Genomic DNA, 15,305 nt, shown 5'->3' with positions numbered 1-15,305 from the left:
CATCACCAGTGGTGCCTGCCCTCCAAATAGGTCAACCCCCCGCGCTGCATGCTGCCCTCTCTCGGGCCAATACTGTCGGTGCCCGCCAGTAGGGTGGAACCCATGGCAACAAAGACTTCCCGGGCGTCCAAAGCGCCGGCTTATAAGTGCGCCGAATGCGGCTGGACCACGGTCAAGTGGGTGGGGCGCTGCGGCGAGTGCCAGGCGTGGGGCACGGTTGAGGAAACCGGCGCCGCCGTAGCGCGTACGACGGCGGCAACCACAGTTCTGGAGCCGGCTCGCCGGATTGCCGAGGTGGATGCCACTACGGCGGCTTTCCTGCCCACCGGCGTGGACGAGCTGGACCGCGTGCTGGGCGGCGGCCTGGTCCCGGGTGCGGTCATCCTGCTGGCCGGTGAACCTGGTGTGGGCAAGTCAACCCTCCTGCTGGATGTCGCGGCCAAGTTCGCCCGCACGGCGCAGGATGTCCTGTATGTCACGGGCGAGGAATCCGCGGCGCAGGTGAAGCTGCGAGCCGAACGGATCGACGCCGTCGCGGATTCCCTGTACCTGTCCGCCGAAACGGACCTGGGGCAGGCACTGGGGCAGGTGGAGAAGATCGAGCCGCGGCTGCTGATTGTGGACTCGGTCCAGACCCTCAGCAGCGCAGACGTGGATGGCAGCGCCGGCGGCGTCTCGCAGGTACGTGAGGTTGCGGCGTCCATCATCGCGGCGGCCAAGCGCCGGAACATGACCACGTTGCTGGTGGGGCACGTGACGAAGGACGGGTCCATCGCGGGGCCGCGGCTGCTCGAACACCTGGTGGATGTGGTGTGCCAGTTCGAAGGCGAGCGTCATTCCCGGCTCCGGATGCTGCGTGCGGTAAAGAACCGGTACGGGCCCACGGACGACGTCGGCTGTTTTGACCTGAATGAGAACGGCATCGAAGGTCTGACGGACCCCAGTGGGCTGTTCGTCAGCCGCACCAAGGAACCTGTTTCAGGCACCTGCATCACGGTGACCATGGAAGGGCGGCGGCCGCTGCTGGCCGAGGTGCAGTCGCTGCTTGCCGAGAGCGCCAACTCGCAGCCCCGCCGGGCCACCAGCGGCCTGGACAGTTCACGGGTGTCCATGCTCCTGGCGGTGCTGCAGCAGCGTGCCGGCTGCCTGCTGCACAAGGACGATTCCTACGTGGCTACCGTGGGCGGTGTGAAGCTCAGTGAACCGGCCACTGACCTCGCTGTTGCCCTTGCCGTCGCGTCCGCGAAGGCCCGCAAACCCCTGCCCATCCGGCTGATCGCTTTCGGCGAAGTAGGCCTGGCCGGCGAGGTCCGTCCCGTGCCCGGCATAAACCAGCGCATCCAGGAAGCACACCGTCTGGGCTTCACCCACGCAGTGGTCCCGGCCAGCCACAACGGACCCGGACCCGTGCCACCAGGCTTCTCCGTCCGGGAAGTGGAGCACCTTACGGAGGCGTTGAGCCTGCTGATCGGGTAGGGCAGCCAGGCTTTCACAACGACCTTCAGGCAGCCGGAGGTCATCACGGCTGTGTCTGGGGGACAGACTGATGCATCAAACGCAAGGAAATGGCTCGACGCCGGGCCAGGAACCGCCAAACGACGGTCTTCTCGCAGGGAGGATCGACGCGCTATTCGGGGGCCTTGGCGCCCGCGGGCGCGTGGTGTTGAGCCACCTGCCGCTGACGGTGACGGTGGTCCTCATCGTGGCGGCCGCTGCGTTGTTCAGCCCTGAAACCCTCGTGGATGAGCGTTTCAGGCTGGCGCTGCTGGGCCATTCGGTCATCTTCGTTGCGTGTGCGGCTATCCCATGGGGCAGGCTGCCGGCCGGCGTGTTGAGTGTGATTCCGGTCCTGGATTGCCTTGCCATTGGCTTTACGAGGGAAGCCGGCGGGCCAGGCTTCAATGTCTTGAGCCTGATGCTCGTCTTCCCCGTGATCTGGCTGTCCGTGGGCCGCCAGCGCAGCAGGGTGCTCCTCGCTGTTCTGGGGGTCGTGCTCAGTACCGTCGTCCCGGCCGCGGCCCTCGACTCCCCGCCCACCCAGGGGTCGATGATCCGGACCATCTTCCTGCCGTTGGTGATGGCTGCAATCGCCGTCTCCGCGCATATCGTCTCAGGAACACTCCACCGGCAGCGCAAAGCGCTGCTGCGGAAAGACCAGGCCCTGGCGGAAACGCTTGCTGAGAGTGTGGACCGCCAGCGGCTCCTGGACGCCGTGCTGGCGGCGGTGGGAGTGGGCGTCTGGGTGGTGGACAAGGACGGAAACAATGTCCTGATCAACCGGGCCATGCGCGATGATCCGACGTTGGCCCGACTGACCGAAGCGGAGAGCACTACCACCCTGCTGCTCAGCGACCGGGCGACGCCGGTGCCTTCCGGCGGGCTCCCCGCTGCCCGCGTTGCCCGGGGCGATATGTTCACGGACGAGCTGATCTGGGCAGGCGATGAAAAGGACCAGCGCGCCTTTTCCGTCAGCGCGCACGCCATTTGCTCCAGGGACGGAGCGCGCAGCGGCGGTGTCATAACGTTGGTGGACGTGACAGCCCTGATCACAGCGCTCGCCGCGAAGGACGACTTCGTTGGCACCGTCTCCCACGAGCTGCGAACGCCCCTGACGTCCATTCTCGGCTACCTCGAACTCGTTCTGGAGGAACCCGGGCATGAAGGGATCGAAGCCGAACTGCAGGTGGTACACCGGAACGCGACGCAGCTGTTGGGCCTGGTGAACGATCTGATTGCGGTGGCCTCTGAACATGTGGACCTTTCGCTGCAGGAGGCCGACCTCGCCCGGCTCCTCGCCGACGTCGTCGATTTCACGCTCCCCCAGGCCGCCAACAGGGGCCTTGAACTGGTCCTGGAGGTGGAGCCGTCGCTCACCGCCCGGATGGACATCCCGCGGATCCGCCAGGTGGTCAGCAACCTGCTCTCCAACGCGATCAAATACTCTCCCGACGGCGGCCGCATCACCGCCCGGGCGCACCGCACCGGCACGGACCTCGTCTGCTCGATCACCGATCCCGGCGTCGGCATGAGCCCGGAAGACCAGGAGCAGGCGTTCACCAAATTCTTCCGCTCCGCGCGGTCCCGCGAAACGGCCATCCCCGGGGCGGGCCTGGGGCTCCCCATCAGCAAGACCATCGTCGAGGGCCACGGCGGTTCCATGAGCCTGACCAGCGCTCCGGGCGCAGGGACCACGGCGACATTCGTCCTGCCGGCGTCCTGAACGACAGTTCTCAGGGCTGGAGCACTGCGCCTGCCGGTTGGAAGTTGAGGAGTACTTTTCCTGATGTGGCGGAGTTCCTGGCTGTTTCGAAGGCTTCCAGGCCTTGGCTGAGGGGGTATTCGTGGGTGATGACGGGGCCGATGTTCAGGGTGCCGTCGGCGAGGGCTGTGATGACGTCGTCGATTTCGTTGTTGAAGCGGAAGGATCCGCGCAGGTCCAGTTCCCGGGTGATGGCCAGGGAGATCAGGACCGGCTGGGGTCCGGTGGGCAGCAGCCCGACCATGACCACGGTACCGCCGCGCCCCGCGCCCTGAATGGCTGAGGCCAGGCCGTGGTGGCTGCCCGAGGACTCGATGACCACATCGGCCTGCACCGCGGCGATCGCGTCCGTATCCCCGGCCTGCAGGGTGTGATCCGCGCCGACGGCGGCGGCGATCTCCAGCGGTTTGGCATGGACGTCGACGGCGGTGATCCGAACCGCGCCGGCACGTCTGAGGACCGTGACGGCCAGGGCGCCGATCGGGCCGCAGCCGATCACCAGCACACTCTTGCCGGCCACGTCCCCGGCACGTCCGACGGCGTGCCAGGCCACCGACGCGGGTTCGATCAGCGCCGCGGTCCGCAGATCAAGACCGGCCGGGAGCGCCCGCAACATCCGGGACGGCAGGTTCACGTACCGGGCGAACGCCCCGTCGGTGTGCGGGAACCGTGCCGCGCTGCCCAGATACGTACAGCCCGGGGACAGGTTGGGCCGGTCCGCCGGCCACCGCACCTCCCCCGCACCCGGACCCGGGGTGGCCGGATGGACCGCAACCGGGGTGCCCGCGGCCGGGCCGGTCCCGTCCGCCGCGGCCCGGACCACGGTCCCGGAAATCTCATGCCCCAGCACCAGCGGCGCCCTCAGGACGGACTCCCCCGCCGCCCCGTGCAGCCAGTAATGCAGGTCCGACCCGCAGATCCCGCCATAGGCAACCTCCACCACGGCCTCGTCCGCGGCCGGTGCACCCAGCGGGACCTCCTCGATCCGCAGATCCCCCGCCGCATGCGCCACCACCGCCAAACCCGACACCGGCACCCCGGAACCAGGCAGGGCTGTTGCTTCGGTCCCCTGAGCCACTGCTGAAGCGCCCATCAGACCACCACCGTCATTCCGCCGTCGATAAAGATCGTCTGCCCGTTCACAAAATCCGATCCGTCCGAAGCCAGCCACACCGCCGGGCCGGCCAGGTCCTGGACCGTGCCCCACCGGTGCGCCGGGGTCCGGCCCAGGATCCAGGCATTGAACTGCTCATCATCCACCAGGTTCTGCGTCATCTCCGTGTGGATGTAGCCCGGGGCGATCCCGTTGATCTGCAGCCCGGAGCCCGCCCACTCCGCCGTCATCGCCCGGGTCAGGTTCCGCAGCCCGCCCTTGGCCGCCACATACGGGGCGATCGTGGGCCGGGCCAGATCCGTCTGCACCGAACAGATATTGATGATCTTGCCCCTGCCCCGCGGGATCATATGCCGTGCCGCCTCACGCCCCACCAGGAACGCGCCCGTCAGATCCGTCCTGATCACCCGCTCCCAATCCGCCACATCGAGCTCCAGCATCGGCACCCGGTGCTGGATCCCGGCATTGTTCACCAGGATCTGCAACGGACCCACCTGCTCCTCCACCCACGAAACACCCCGGGCAGCCTCGGCATCACTCGTGACATCAAACGCGACACCATGCACCCGCCCCGGCGCGAAGTCCGCGGCCATCGCCGCCTCCGCCGCCTTCAACCGCTCCGCATTAATCCCGTTCAGCACCACCGTCGCCCCGGCATCAGCCAACGCCCGCGCCAACGCGTTGCCAATCCCCCGGCTCGAACCCGTCACCAGGGCAACCCGCCCCGTCAAATCAAAAAGTGTATTCATAGTTGAGCAGCTCCTTCGCCGCGGTTTGTGCTGTTTGGCGCCGATCGCTGGGGCGCGGTGGTTGTTCCTGGCCGTCCACGTTGGGACGGCCGTTCTTTTCGCGCGAACGGACACTTGGGCCCTGCGGTGAGGGCCCCAACTGTCCGTTCGCGCTTCTCAGAGGGCCCCAACTGTCCGTTCGCGCTGCTCCCTAGAAGGGGCCGTTCTGCACGAGGTTGGCCGGAAGGCGGCCAGCTGCCAGCGCTTCCAGCTGCTGCGACAGGAGCTTGACCATCCGTGGTTCGAAGGCGGACGCGTTACCCCCAATATGGGGCGTGATCAGGGCGTTCGGCGAACGCCACAGCGGGTGGTCAGCCGGGAGCGGTTCCGGATCCACCACGTCGATGGCGCACTGCAGCCGGCCGGACGCTACTTCCTTGGTCAGCGCGGCCGTGTCCACCACGGCTCCCCTGCCCACGTTGACCACCAGCGCGCCGTCGGGCAATGCTGAGAGGACCTTCTCCCCGATCAGGTGGTGCGTCTGGTCACTCAGGGGCAGGACTGAAATAAGGATGTCGTGGCTGGCGGCGAGTTCTGCCAGTTCGGAGGAAGCGTGCACGTGCCCGTGGTCGTCGTCGCGCGCGGCGCTCCCCACCCGCGTGACTGTCACCTCGAACGGTTCCAGGCGCTTTGCTATCTCCTGCCCGATGCCGCCGACGCCGGCCAAAAGCACCCGGCGGTCTGCGAGGGACTGGCGGCGCTCGGGCCGCCAGGCAGCCTGCAGCTGATCCCTCACCGCCTGGTCAATCCCCCTCAGCTTGGCAAGGATGAGTCCCACCGCCAGTTCCGCTGTGGCCGCAGCGTGCACACCGGCGGCACTGGACACACCGGCCGCCGGACCGGCTGCTTCCCGGACACCGTCAAAACCCGTGGACTGGGTCTGGACGAACTTGAGCCCTGGCACGTTGGCCAGCGCCGGCAGCACCGCCCCGGCGTCGATGTAGGGCAGGATCACGGCATCGATCTCAGCCAGGGTTCCGCCCTGGGGATCGGACCGGAGGTCCCAGACGACGCCCCGGAGCCCGCCCGGAAGCGGCTCCAGATCGGCGAGCAGCTGCTGGTCGGGGAAACTGACCGTACGGATGTTGTGCATCAGGGGACCTATCGGTTTCTGCTGTTGGCGGTGCGGGGGCTGTTGCCCGTCACGGGCTGTGATCAGGGGCAGTCAGATCAGCGGCGGTCGAAGGTAAGTCCGCCGGGGACCTGGAAGGTGGGCATGAGTTCCAGCATGCCGACGTTCACGTGCTGGGGTGTTTCGACGGCATAATCCAGCGCATTGACGATGTCGTCAGTCGTGAGGGACTCATAACCCTCGTAGTAGGTCTTCCATGCTTCCTCCATGGCTTCGGGTGTGCCGCCCATGTTCCGGCCGAAGATTTCGGTCTCCACCCGGCCTGGGCAGATCTCCGTGACTCTGATGCGTTTGCCCACGGTATCGTTGCGCAGCTGCCGGGAGACCTGGTGCACTGCTGCCTTGGTGGCGTGATAAACGGTGTGGCCATAGAAGTTGTAGACGCCGGCGATGGAGCTGATGTTGACGATGTGGCCCTTGTCCCGCTCCACCATGCCGGGAAGCACCAGGCGGGTCAGCTGAAGAAGGGAGCGCAGGTTGACGTCCACCAGCTCGTCGATGTCGTTTTCGGTGGAGTCCAGGATGTTTCCGGGGCGGGAGACGCCGGCGCAGTTGACGAGCACGTCCACGTTCAGGCCCTCCACCGCTGCGGTCAGCGCCGCAGTGTCCGTGAGGTCAACGGTGTGCGGGATGGCTCCGGTGCGGTCCGCCAGTTCCTGCAGGCGTTCTTCATTGCGGGCGAAGGCATGTACTTGGAGTCCGCGCTTGGCCAGGCGTTCAGCGATGGCGGCGCCCATGCCGGTGGAGGCGCCGGTCACGAGGGCAGTTGAATAGTCTGAAAATGACATGGAAGTCTCCAATGAGTGGGGTTGGCAAAAGAATGGATGGCTTGGACGCGGGGGCCAAAGCCTCAGTCTCGGCGAGTGGTTCAGGCGTCCCGGAGCGGCTGGTGCGCCCGGTCTTTGACCGTGCTGACGGCGGCAAGGGTGCCAAGGGCGGTGATCACGGCGTAGAACGCCGGCATGTAGATGTTTCCGGTGGAGGAGATCAGCCAGGTCATCAGCAACGGCGCCGTGCCGCCGAAGAGAGCCGAGGAGACGTTATACCCGAGGCCGTAGGCCGAGTACCGCACCCGGGTGGGGAACAGTTCGACGATCAGGATGTGGATGACGGCGGTGTGGCCGGCGAAGACCACTGCCATGATGCAGGCACCCAGGATGGCCAGTGCCATCTCGCCGGTGGCGATGAGGGCGTAGGCCGGAATTCCGACGATGGCCATCGCGATTGCGGAGCCGGCGATGACTTTTTTGCGGCCGACCCGGTCGGAGAGGGCTCCCATGAACGGGATGGCGATGCAGATGACAACCAGGCTGCAGGCGGTGACGAGGAGTGCTTCGCCGATGGTGAAGTTGAGCTGCTTGCCCTTGAGGAACGTGGGCATGTAGGAGAAGAGGACGTAGTAGCCGGAGCCGTTCATCAGCGGGATGAAGAGGGCCAGCAGCATGGCACGGCGGTGTTCGGCGGAGGCGAAGGCTTCCTTCAGCGGGTTCTTGGACAGACCGCCTTCTTCCTTGAGCTTCTCAAAGTTGGGGGTATCGCTGATCGCCTTGCGGATGTACCAGCCGATGATGCCCATGGGGACGGCGACCAGGAACGGGATGCGCCAGGCGAAGGAACCAAACCCGCCGCCGTCGATCGCTGCCTGGGTGAGCCACGGGGACATGGAGTAGGCAACCATCGTGCCGGTGAGCAGGGCCGCGAAAGAGGCGATCTGGGCGTAGGAGGTAATGATGCCGCGCTTGCCTTCCGGCGCGTGCTCGGCGAGGAACGTCATGGCGCCGGCGGACTCGCCGCCGACGGAGAAGCCCTGCAGCATCCGGAGCAGCACAAGGAGCGCCGGGGCGGCGACGCCGATTGCCGAGTAGGCAGGCAGCAGGCCGATGCCGGCGGTTGCCACACTGATGAGCAGGATAACGAAGACCAGCAGTTTCTGCCTGCCGATGCGGTCACCCAGGTAACCGCAGACCACGGCACCCAAAGGGCGCACGAAGAAGGACACGGCATAGCCTGCGAAGACAAACAGCAGTGCGTTGTCCGGGTTGCCGGGGGCGAGGAACACCAAGGCAAGGGTTCCGGCCATAAAGGCGAAGATGCCGTTGTCGTAGAGTTCCACGAAGATGCCCACACAACCGGCGGTAACCACCTTCCGGGTTTGCCTGGCATCCAGGCGGTCGTTCTGCGGACCGGCCGCTCGCGTTGACGTTGACATCTTGATCCTTACTTTGTTTCTGGTGACTGAGGCGGGACGTAACGGTGGTCTCAGGTTCCGGACGCCGGCATGAGTTCCCGCCAGCTTGCCGGGGCTCCCACACCCAGTAAGCCAAAGACTGTATTTACTGACGTGCGCAGCGCCTCGAGTTCACGCATTGCGGCTCGGTGCCGCGCAGTGGCTTCGGCCACGGTGGTCTTGCGGAACCGGATGGTATGCCCGGGCCTGGCCTGGGCAAGGACATCCAGCGAGCGGCTGGTGACGACGCCGAGTACCGGGTATCCGGCCGTCACGCCCCGTCCCCGGTGAAGCACCAGGAGCTCGTCCCGGGACGGGACCTCGATGGCCCCGACTGGAACGCCCCTGGAAAGGACTTCCGCTGCTGACTGCCGTTCCGGAAGCGCCCCGCCGAGGCGGAGGCCGATGTGGTTGCTCCGACCGCTCACGGTGTAGCTGGTGTTGAACAGGAGATCGGCGGTGTCGCCGAATTCGGCGATGTCCGGTCCGTCGGTGACGTCAATGACCGGGCTGGCGCTGGTTCCCGGGCGGGTCAACCCCAGCCGGAACAGCGGAAGATCAAAGTACGGCTGCCTGATCGGCGGCACGGTTTTGCGGGCCCCCAGGACAGTGCCCTCCGCAAGTTTCAGGCCGAACCCGACGACGGTGTCCGGCGCGCAGCTGCCCAGCAGCGTCGGGGCGTCCAGGGCGCCGTGGACGGCGACGTAGACGCGCAGCCCGGTGTTCATGCCGTGCAATGCCACGGTTTCCCCGGCCAGGACCGACACCGGCTCCCACTGCGGACATTCACGCCCGCCCACGGTCAGTGTCAGTGGCGCACCCGTGACGGCGATGAGCAGGTCTGAGTCTGCCCGCATCCGGAAGTCCAGTGCTGTGACTTCGAGGAGCGGATCGTTGTCCGGGTTGCCGGCCAGGATGTTGGCAGCCCGTGCAGAAAACTGGTCCAAGGCCCCGTTCACAGGGAGGCCGTAGCGCGGCCCCTTGAACCGGCCGAGGTCTGTGACGACGGAGTGGCCGGCTTGCTGGATGGTCAGGGTCCCGCTCATGCGGATGCCTCCAGTTCAAGGCCGGCAAAGTGCTGAAATTCGGCGGCCGGTATTTCGTGGAACCGGAGCAGGTCGCCGGGCATGTACGGGACCAGGGGCTGCTTGTCCGGGTTCAGAACGGTCAGCGGCGTTTGGCCGATCACGCACCACCCGCCGGGAGCGGAGGCCGGTGCGATCACTGCCTGCCGGCCGGCGACGGAGACGGCGCCTGCGGGCACGGAAAGCCGGGGGTCCTTGAGCCGGGGTACGGGCAGGGGGAAGTCCGGGCCGTCCATCATGGGCGATCCGGCCGGGGCCCCCAGGCAACGGATGACGTAGGACTTGGCCGTGTGGAGGGCGATGATCGCGGCAACGGAGAGTCCCTCGTGGTCCGCGACCTTCTGGAGGTCGGGTCCGTACTCGCCGCCGTAGACTACGGGGACATCGAACTGCCGGGGCGTGCGGGCCGGGGTGCCGACGTAATCCAGCTGGCGCATGCCCAGGAGGACGAAGGCCCTGATCTGGCGGGCTGATGTGACGTAGGGGTCGAACTCCACCAGCACCGAATCGTAGGTGGGAACCGCGCCGTGTACACCGTCGACGTCGGCCGTCTCAAGCCATGTCGCCAGGGCGTGGACCGCGGCCCAGTTCCGCTCCCGGTCAGGGGAGGTGGCGACGACGCGGAGGGCGGCGTCGCCTGATTCGTGTACCTCGATAGGGGTTGCAGCGGTCATCTCAGGCGGCTTCCGTTTTGGCCGCGAGCACCTGGGGCAGCGGGGCAATGGTCACGCCGGCCGCGGTGAGCTCCTTGCGGATGATGCGGGCCAGGTCCACGGCGCCCGGGTTGTCCCCGTGCAGCAGGACGGTGTCCGCGACGACGGAAAGCTTTACGCCGGACGCCGATTCGATTATTCCTTCGCACACCATGCGGATGGTTCGGTCGACGATGGTTGCCGGGTCATGGATGACGGCGCCGGGCTGGCTGCGCGGCACCAGTGTTCCGTCGTCCTCGTACGCCCGGTCGGCGATGCCCACGATGGCCACGGGCAACCCGCGGTCGGTGGCGGCCTGGGCAAGCTCGCCGTCCTGGGCCAGGACGATCAGGTCTGCGCGGAAGCGGCTGGCGGCATCCGCGACCGCGGTGGCGTAATCCTGGCGGGTGGCGACGAGGTTGCCCAGCCGGCCGTGGGGGGCGATGTGGGCGACGCTGGTGCCGTGGTAGGCGGCGAAGGCGGACAGGGCTCCGAGCTGGTAGAGGACGTCGTTGCGGACTTCAGCCGCGGTGAGATCCATGGCGCGCCGTCCGAAGCCCCGCAGGTCCGGGAAGCTGGGGTGTGCACCGATGCTGACGCCGCGCCGGACGCATTCGGCAACGGTGCGGTCCATGATGTCCGGGTCGCCGGCGTGGAATCCGCAGGCGATGTTCGCGCTGGAGACGATTTCCAGAAGTGCGCTGTCGTCACCCAGGGAGTAGGCACCGAAGCCTTCACCGAGATCTGCCACAAGATCAACCGTGCGACCCATAGTGTGTGCCTTCCTTCGTGGTGTTCTGAGCTGTTGTGCCCGTGGGGGGCCGGAAAAACTTGAGGGGGAAGCGGCCGCCGCGTGGTGAGTCATCGCCATTGCTTATGGCTGTAAACCGCGGTTCCGGCCCTACCCAAAAGTCTGGCACCGTGCGCTGCCCCACACAAAGACGTAATCCATGTCACGGGATAGGCCACCGTTATGACCCCGGGGCCTATCCCGGGCGCCTAGCGCAGGGCTTTGCGCAGGCCCATAGCACGCTCTACGACTACGACGACGGCGAGGGAGATCAGGATGAGGATGACGGACAGTGCCGCCACGGCTGCGTCGGCAGAGTTCTCCACGTACCGCAGGACCTGCACGGGCAGCGTCGGCAGCCCTGATTCGGCCACAAACAGCGAGATGACTGCTTCGTCGAAGGAGACGATGAACGCTATGACGCCGCCGGCGATGACCCCTGGCTGGATGATCGGAAGGGTGATTCGCCGGAAGACGGTCCACGACCCTGCCCCGAGGATCCTTGCCGCCGCCTCGCAGGACGTGTCGGTGGTGGCCAGGCTCATCAGCGTTGTCCTGATCACGAACGGGATGGTGATGGCCACGTGGCCGATGATGATGCCGGTGTAGGTGTTGTTCAGGTTCAGCGGACCAAACAGCAGGACCATGCCCAGCGCCAGGACGATGCTGGGGATCAGCAGCGGCGAGAGGAAGAATGACTGCACCGCTGCCTTGGCTTTGAACTCAAACCTGTCCAGGGCCAATGCCACCGGAACTCCGAGCGCCAAAACGATGACCGTGACGATCACGGCGACAATGAGGCTGACCCGCATGCCGTTCATGAAGGTGCTTTCCTCCGGCAGCATCTCGTACCACTTGAACGTCAGGCCCTCCGGCGGAAAGGACAGGTACTGGTTGGAGGCAAACGAGACAACAAAGACGATCAGCAGCGGCGCCAGGAGGAACAAGTAGAGCAGGAATACCAGGATCCCGAACGCGGGCTTGGCCGGGTTGAACCGCGGCTTGAACAGGCGGGCCTCGGACATGGCTAGCCTCCGATCTTTTTGGTGAGGCGCTGGTAAACGGCGATGATCAGGCCGAACAGGACCAGCAGGATGACGGAGAGTGCTGCCGCAAACGGCCAGTTGAGCAGCCCGGTGGTCTGATCGTAGATTTCCGTGGCGAGCACCTGGACGCTGCCGCCGCCGAGGAGGCGCGGGGTGATGAACGTGCTGATCGACAACACAAAGACCAGCAGGAATGCCGTGAGGATGCCGGGCAGGCTCAACGGCAGAGTCACCCGGGTGAAAATCTGCAGCTTGCTGGCGCCCAACGATCCGGCGGCTTCTTCCAGCTGCGGGCTGAGGCGCCCGAAGCCCGAGATCATCGCGAGGATGGCATAGGGCATAAAGATCTCAACAAGACCGATGGTTACGCCGGTCATGTTGTTGGTCAGCTTGAGCGGCGTATCGATCAGGCCCATTCCGTCCAGCGTGGAGTTTACCAGGCCGTTCGTGCCCAGGATGACCATCCACCCGTAGGTCCGCACAACCGCCGAGGTCAGCAGGGGTGCGATGGCGACGGCGATGAGCAGCCCGCGGTATTTGCTGGTGCTCCGAGCGAGGAAGAGGGCCACCGGGTAGGACACCAGGACGCAGAGCAGTCCCACGGTGACACCCATCTGGAAGGTGTCCAGCGTGACCCGCCAGTAGTACGGATCGGTCAGCGGCTGGATATACGTGTCCAGCGTCAAGGTTTCCTCGATGACACCGTCCGGCGCACCCTTGTTGAAGGACATCCGGACCATGTAGGCCAGCGGGAAAACAAAGCTGACCACGAGTCCGAGAACGCCCGGTATCAGGAGGGCAAGGTAGGTCCGCCGGTTGCGGCGTCCTGTGGACTTTTCCAGCTCGCCTTCAGCCGCGCCGGCCCGGCGGGCGGCCGGGGCCTCGGTCTGGGTGACGGTCACGCTGCCGGCTCTTTCACTGGGGTGGGCAGCAGGTAGGCATCCTGCTCGTTCCACGAAAGATAGGCTGCATCGCCAGTACGGGGCAGGTCGCCGCTGGACGTGGGCATCTGGGACTGCAGGACGCGGTCGCCGGCCTTGACAGCTACGGAGAGGGCATCGCCGGTGTAGTTGACCCGTTCGATGACGCCCGCAATGGTTTCGGTCCCGGCCGGCTGGAGGGACACCCTGAGCCGGTGGGGGCGGATGACGAGTTCATGCGTGGATCCGGTCAGGCCGGGCGCGCCCACCGCACCGAACTGGCCGAGCCCGTCGATGGAGACCCTGTAGTGGGTTTCGCCCTTGGCCGCGGAACCCGTCTCGGAAAGGACCCGGGCGTTGAGGAAGTTCGCCTGGCCGATGAAGTTCGCCACGAACCGCGTCCGTGGCCGTTCGTAGACGTCGGTGGGCGACCCAAACTGTTCGATCAGGCCGCCGTTCATCACGGCGATGCGGTCGGCCATGTCCAGCGCCTCGTCCTGGTCGTGGGTCACGAACAGCGTAGTGGCCCGGGTCCGCTGCTGGATGGAGCGGATCTCGGTCCGCATGGTCTCGCGGAGCTTGGCGTCAAGGTTGGACAGGGGCTCGTCGAGGAGCAGGAGCGTGGGCTCCACTACGAGGGCGCGCGCCAGGGCGATGCGCTGCTGCTGCCCGCCGGACAGGTCCTTGACCTGCCGCTTGGACAGGTGGCCGAGCTGGACCATGTCCAGCGCCCCGGCCACCCGGCGTTTCTGCTCGGACTTTGAGGTCTGGCGCATCTGCAGCCCGAAGGCCACGTTCTGTTCCACATTCATGTGCGGAAAGAGGGCGTAGGACTGGAACACCATGCCCATGCCGCGCTTGTTCACAGGGGTGTGGGTGATTTCCTTGCCATCCACCACAATGGAGCCGGCGGTGGGGTCCATCAGGCCGGCCACCATCCGCAGGGTGGTGGTTTTGCCGCAGCCTGACGGGCCGAGGAGCGCCACCAGGTGCCCCTCCTCCACCTCCATGTTCAGGCGGTCGACGGCCGGGTCAAGACCGGCTGCGTATCTCTTGGTCAGATCCACGATCGACAGTTTTGATTCAGTCACGATTTCAGTTCTCCTGAAGCAGATGGGGGGAGGGGCGCCGTGGGGACGGCTACTTGGTGATGATCTGGCGCTTCCAGGTGTCAGTCCACTTGTCCCGGGCGGAGGACAGGAACTCAACATCGAGGGGGACGATGTTCAGGGAGCCGTCAGTGGGAACCACGCGGTCCTTGACGTCCGCCGGCAGGTCGGCGTTGGTCACGGACGGGGCGTAGAAGAGAGCCTTGGCGAAGGCGGTCTGCGCTTCGGCGGAGAGCGCATAGTCAACGAATGTCTGGGCGGCGGCCTTGTTGGGCGCATCCTTGACGACGTTGACGGTGTTGATCTGGTAGACGGTGCCCTCCTTGGGGAACGTCACGCCCATCTTCTTGTTGCTCTGGTCGCTGTAGAACTGGCCGCGGGCGTTCTGTCCCAGCCCCAGGACCGTCTGGCCGGTGATCACGTTCTGGTATTCGTCGGGGTTGGGGGCGAACGTCTGGACGCCCGGCGCCATCTCCTTAAGGCGGGCAACCGCCTTGTCGATGCTCTTGGTGTAGTCCTCGCCCTCCATCTTGGACGTGATCGCAGTCAGGGACAGACCCAGCAGCGACGGCGGAGCATTGACGTTGATCTTGCCTGCGTAGGCCGGGTCCCAGAGCACATCCCAGCTCTCAGGCGCCTTGGGGAAAGTTGCCGTGTCATAGAGCAAACCAACCGCATCCAGCATGACTACCGGACCGAATCCGCCCTTGTTCTTGAACTGCTCGGGTACGTTCGCCAGGTTGGGAACCGCAGCGGGGTCGATCTTGTCGAAGAGACCCTGCGTGTTGCCCGTGGTGGATACGGAGTTGTCCATGATGGCCACGTCAGTGGCCGGATTGTTCTTCTGGCCCTGGAGTGCGCTCAGCATTTCGGCGGAGGAGCGCTTGGAGGAGTAGTTGATCTTGATGTCCGGGTATTTGGCCTTGAAAGGTTCGATAACGGCAGCCGTGTACTGGTCCTGCCAGACACCGGAGTAGGCAATCAGGTTCAGCTCGCCCGACGTGGCGCTGGAGTTTCCGCCGCTGCTGGACCCTGCGCTGCCCCCGCAGCCGGTCAGCACCAGGGCTGCGGCTGTCGCGGCAGCGGCTAATGCGATTTTGCCTTTAGTGATAACTCTCATTTGAGTCTCTTCCTTAGTCAGGT

The 15,305-nt window shown here is 65.8% G+C and carries 14 protein-coding genes; 2 read left to right on the top strand and 12 right to left on the bottom strand.

Annotation, left to right across the window (positions count from 1 at the left end; translation table 11 throughout):
- Positions 1-102: 102 nt before the first annotated feature.
- Together radA and NG697_RS13790 are read left to right on the top strand one after the other, a co-directional pair.
- Complete coding sequence (radA, locus tag NG697_RS13795) at positions 103-1,476, top strand: DNA repair protein RadA (protein ID WP_056347843.1); 1,374 nt, start codon at positions 103-105, stop codon at positions 1,474-1,476.
- A 70-nt stretch (positions 1,477-1,546) separates the two neighbouring features.
- The gene (locus tag NG697_RS13790) at positions 1,547-3,220 is read left to right on the top strand and encodes a sensor histidine kinase (RefSeq protein ID WP_252614494.1); all 1,674 of its coding nucleotides are present in this window, start codon (positions 1,547-1,549) and stop codon (positions 3,218-3,220) included.
- A 10-nt stretch (positions 3,221-3,230) separates the two neighbouring features.
- Here the strand turns inward: NG697_RS13790 and NG697_RS13785 are convergent, their stop codons facing one another.
- The 12 genes from NG697_RS13785 to NG697_RS13730 form a co-directional block, all read right to left on the bottom strand.
- Entirely contained in the window at positions 3,231-4,352 is a 1,122-nt protein-coding gene (locus NG697_RS13785) for an L-idonate 5-dehydrogenase (RefSeq protein ID WP_252614493.1), read from the bottom strand.
- On the bottom strand, positions 4,352-5,122 hold the full coding sequence (locus NG697_RS13780; protein ID WP_252614492.1) for an SDR family oxidoreductase: 771 nt from the start codon (positions 5,120-5,122) through the stop codon (positions 4,352-4,354). The genes NG697_RS13785 and NG697_RS13780 overlap by 1 nt, the downstream gene beginning before the upstream one ends.
- A 190-nt stretch (positions 5,123-5,312) precedes the next feature.
- A complete protein-coding gene (locus tag NG697_RS13775) occupies positions 5,313-6,254 on the bottom strand; it encodes a 2-hydroxyacid dehydrogenase (protein WP_252602481.1) in 942 nt (313 codons plus the stop codon).
- Between the two features lie 77 nt (positions 6,255-6,331).
- Positions 6,332-7,081, bottom strand: coding sequence for an SDR family oxidoreductase (locus NG697_RS13770; RefSeq protein WP_252602483.1), 750 nt, complete (start codon positions 7,079-7,081; stop codon positions 6,332-6,334).
- A gap of 80 nt (positions 7,082-7,161) precedes the next feature.
- Positions 7,162-8,502, bottom strand: a complete 1,341-nt coding sequence (locus NG697_RS13765; RefSeq protein ID WP_252614491.1) for an MFS transporter — start codon at positions 8,500-8,502, stop codon at positions 7,162-7,164.
- Positions 8,503-8,552: 50 nt separating this feature from the next.
- Positions 8,553-9,566 carry a 5-oxoprolinase subunit C family protein gene (locus tag NG697_RS13760; protein ID WP_252602487.1) on the bottom strand — a complete coding sequence of 338 codons (1,014 nt, stop codon included), beginning with the start codon at positions 9,564-9,566 and terminating at the stop codon, positions 8,553-8,555.
- A complete protein-coding gene (locus NG697_RS13755) occupies positions 9,563-10,279 on the bottom strand; it encodes a 5-oxoprolinase subunit B family protein (RefSeq protein ID WP_252602489.1) in 717 nt (238 codons plus the stop codon). The genes NG697_RS13760 and NG697_RS13755 overlap by 4 nt, the downstream gene beginning before the upstream one ends.
- A 1-nt stretch (position 10,280) precedes the next feature.
- Positions 10,281-11,069, bottom strand: a complete 789-nt coding sequence (locus NG697_RS13750) for a LamB/YcsF family protein (RefSeq protein ID WP_252602490.1) — start codon at positions 11,067-11,069, stop codon at positions 10,281-10,283.
- A gap of 227 nt (positions 11,070-11,296) precedes the next feature.
- Positions 11,297-12,112 carry an ABC transporter permease gene (locus tag NG697_RS13745; protein WP_252602492.1) on the bottom strand — a complete coding sequence of 272 codons (816 nt, stop codon included), beginning with the start codon at positions 12,110-12,112 and terminating at the stop codon, positions 11,297-11,299.
- A gap of 2 nt (positions 12,113-12,114) precedes the next feature.
- On the bottom strand, positions 12,115-13,035 hold the full coding sequence (locus NG697_RS13740) for an ABC transporter permease (protein WP_252602493.1): 921 nt from the start codon (positions 13,033-13,035) through the stop codon (positions 12,115-12,117).
- Positions 13,032-14,144 carry an ABC transporter ATP-binding protein gene (locus tag NG697_RS13735; RefSeq protein ID WP_252602494.1) on the bottom strand — a complete coding sequence of 371 codons (1,113 nt, stop codon included), beginning with the start codon at positions 14,142-14,144 and terminating at the stop codon, positions 13,032-13,034. Before NG697_RS13735 ends, NG697_RS13740 begins: the two co-directional genes overlap by 4 nt.
- Positions 14,145-14,193: 49 nt before the next feature.
- Positions 14,194-15,282, bottom strand: a complete 1,089-nt coding sequence (locus tag NG697_RS13730) for an ABC transporter substrate-binding protein (protein WP_252602495.1) — start codon at positions 15,280-15,282, stop codon at positions 14,194-14,196.
- Positions 15,283-15,305: the final 23 nt, after the last annotated feature.

This window comes from Pseudarthrobacter raffinosi, assembly GCF_023913835.1.
In the GTDB taxonomy this organism is placed as follows: domain Bacteria; phylum Actinomycetota; class Actinomycetes; order Actinomycetales; family Micrococcaceae; genus Arthrobacter; species Arthrobacter raffinosi.
Note: the sequence above shows the minus strand (reverse complement) of the source record. Positions and strands in the feature narration are given on the sequence as shown.

Excerpts from the sequence above, each read along its gene's own strand:
- radA (WP_056347843.1), top strand. The coding sequence starts at position 103 with ATGGCAACAAAGACTTCCCGGGCGTCCAAAGCGCCGGCTTATAAGTGC.
- NG697_RS13790 (WP_252614494.1), top strand. The coding sequence starts at position 1,547 with ATGCATCAAACGCAAGGAAATGGCTCGACGCCGGGCCAGGAACCGCCA.
- NG697_RS13785 (WP_252614493.1), bottom strand. The coding sequence starts at position 4,352 with ATGGGCGCTTCAGCAGTGGCTCAGGGGACCGAAGCAACAGCCCTGCCT.
- NG697_RS13780 (WP_252614492.1), bottom strand. The coding sequence starts at position 5,122 with ATGAATACACTTTTTGATTTGACGGGGCGGGTTGCCCTGGTGACGGGT.
- NG697_RS13775 (WP_252602481.1), bottom strand. The coding sequence starts at position 6,254 with ATGCACAACATCCGTACGGTCAGTTTCCCCGACCAGCAGCTGCTCGCC.
- NG697_RS13770 (WP_252602483.1), bottom strand. The coding sequence starts at position 7,081 with ATGTCATTTTCAGACTATTCAACTGCCCTCGTGACCGGCGCCTCCACC.
- NG697_RS13765 (WP_252614491.1), bottom strand. The coding sequence starts at position 8,502 with ATGTCAACGTCAACGCGAGCGGCCGGTCCGCAGAACGACCGCCTGGAT.
- NG697_RS13760 (WP_252602487.1), bottom strand. The coding sequence starts at position 9,566 with ATGAGCGGGACCCTGACCATCCAGCAAGCCGGCCACTCCGTCGTCACA.
- NG697_RS13755 (WP_252602489.1), bottom strand. The coding sequence starts at position 10,279 with ATGACCGCTGCAACCCCTATCGAGGTACACGAATCAGGCGACGCCGCC.
- NG697_RS13750 (WP_252602490.1), bottom strand. The coding sequence starts at position 11,069 with ATGGGTCGCACGGTTGATCTTGTGGCAGATCTCGGTGAAGGCTTCGGT.
- NG697_RS13745 (WP_252602492.1), bottom strand. The coding sequence starts at position 12,112 with ATGTCCGAGGCCCGCCTGTTCAAGCCGCGGTTCAACCCGGCCAAGCCC.
- NG697_RS13730 (WP_252602495.1), bottom strand. The coding sequence starts at position 15,282 with ATGAGAGTTATCACTAAAGGCAAAATCGCATTAGCCGCTGCCGCGACA.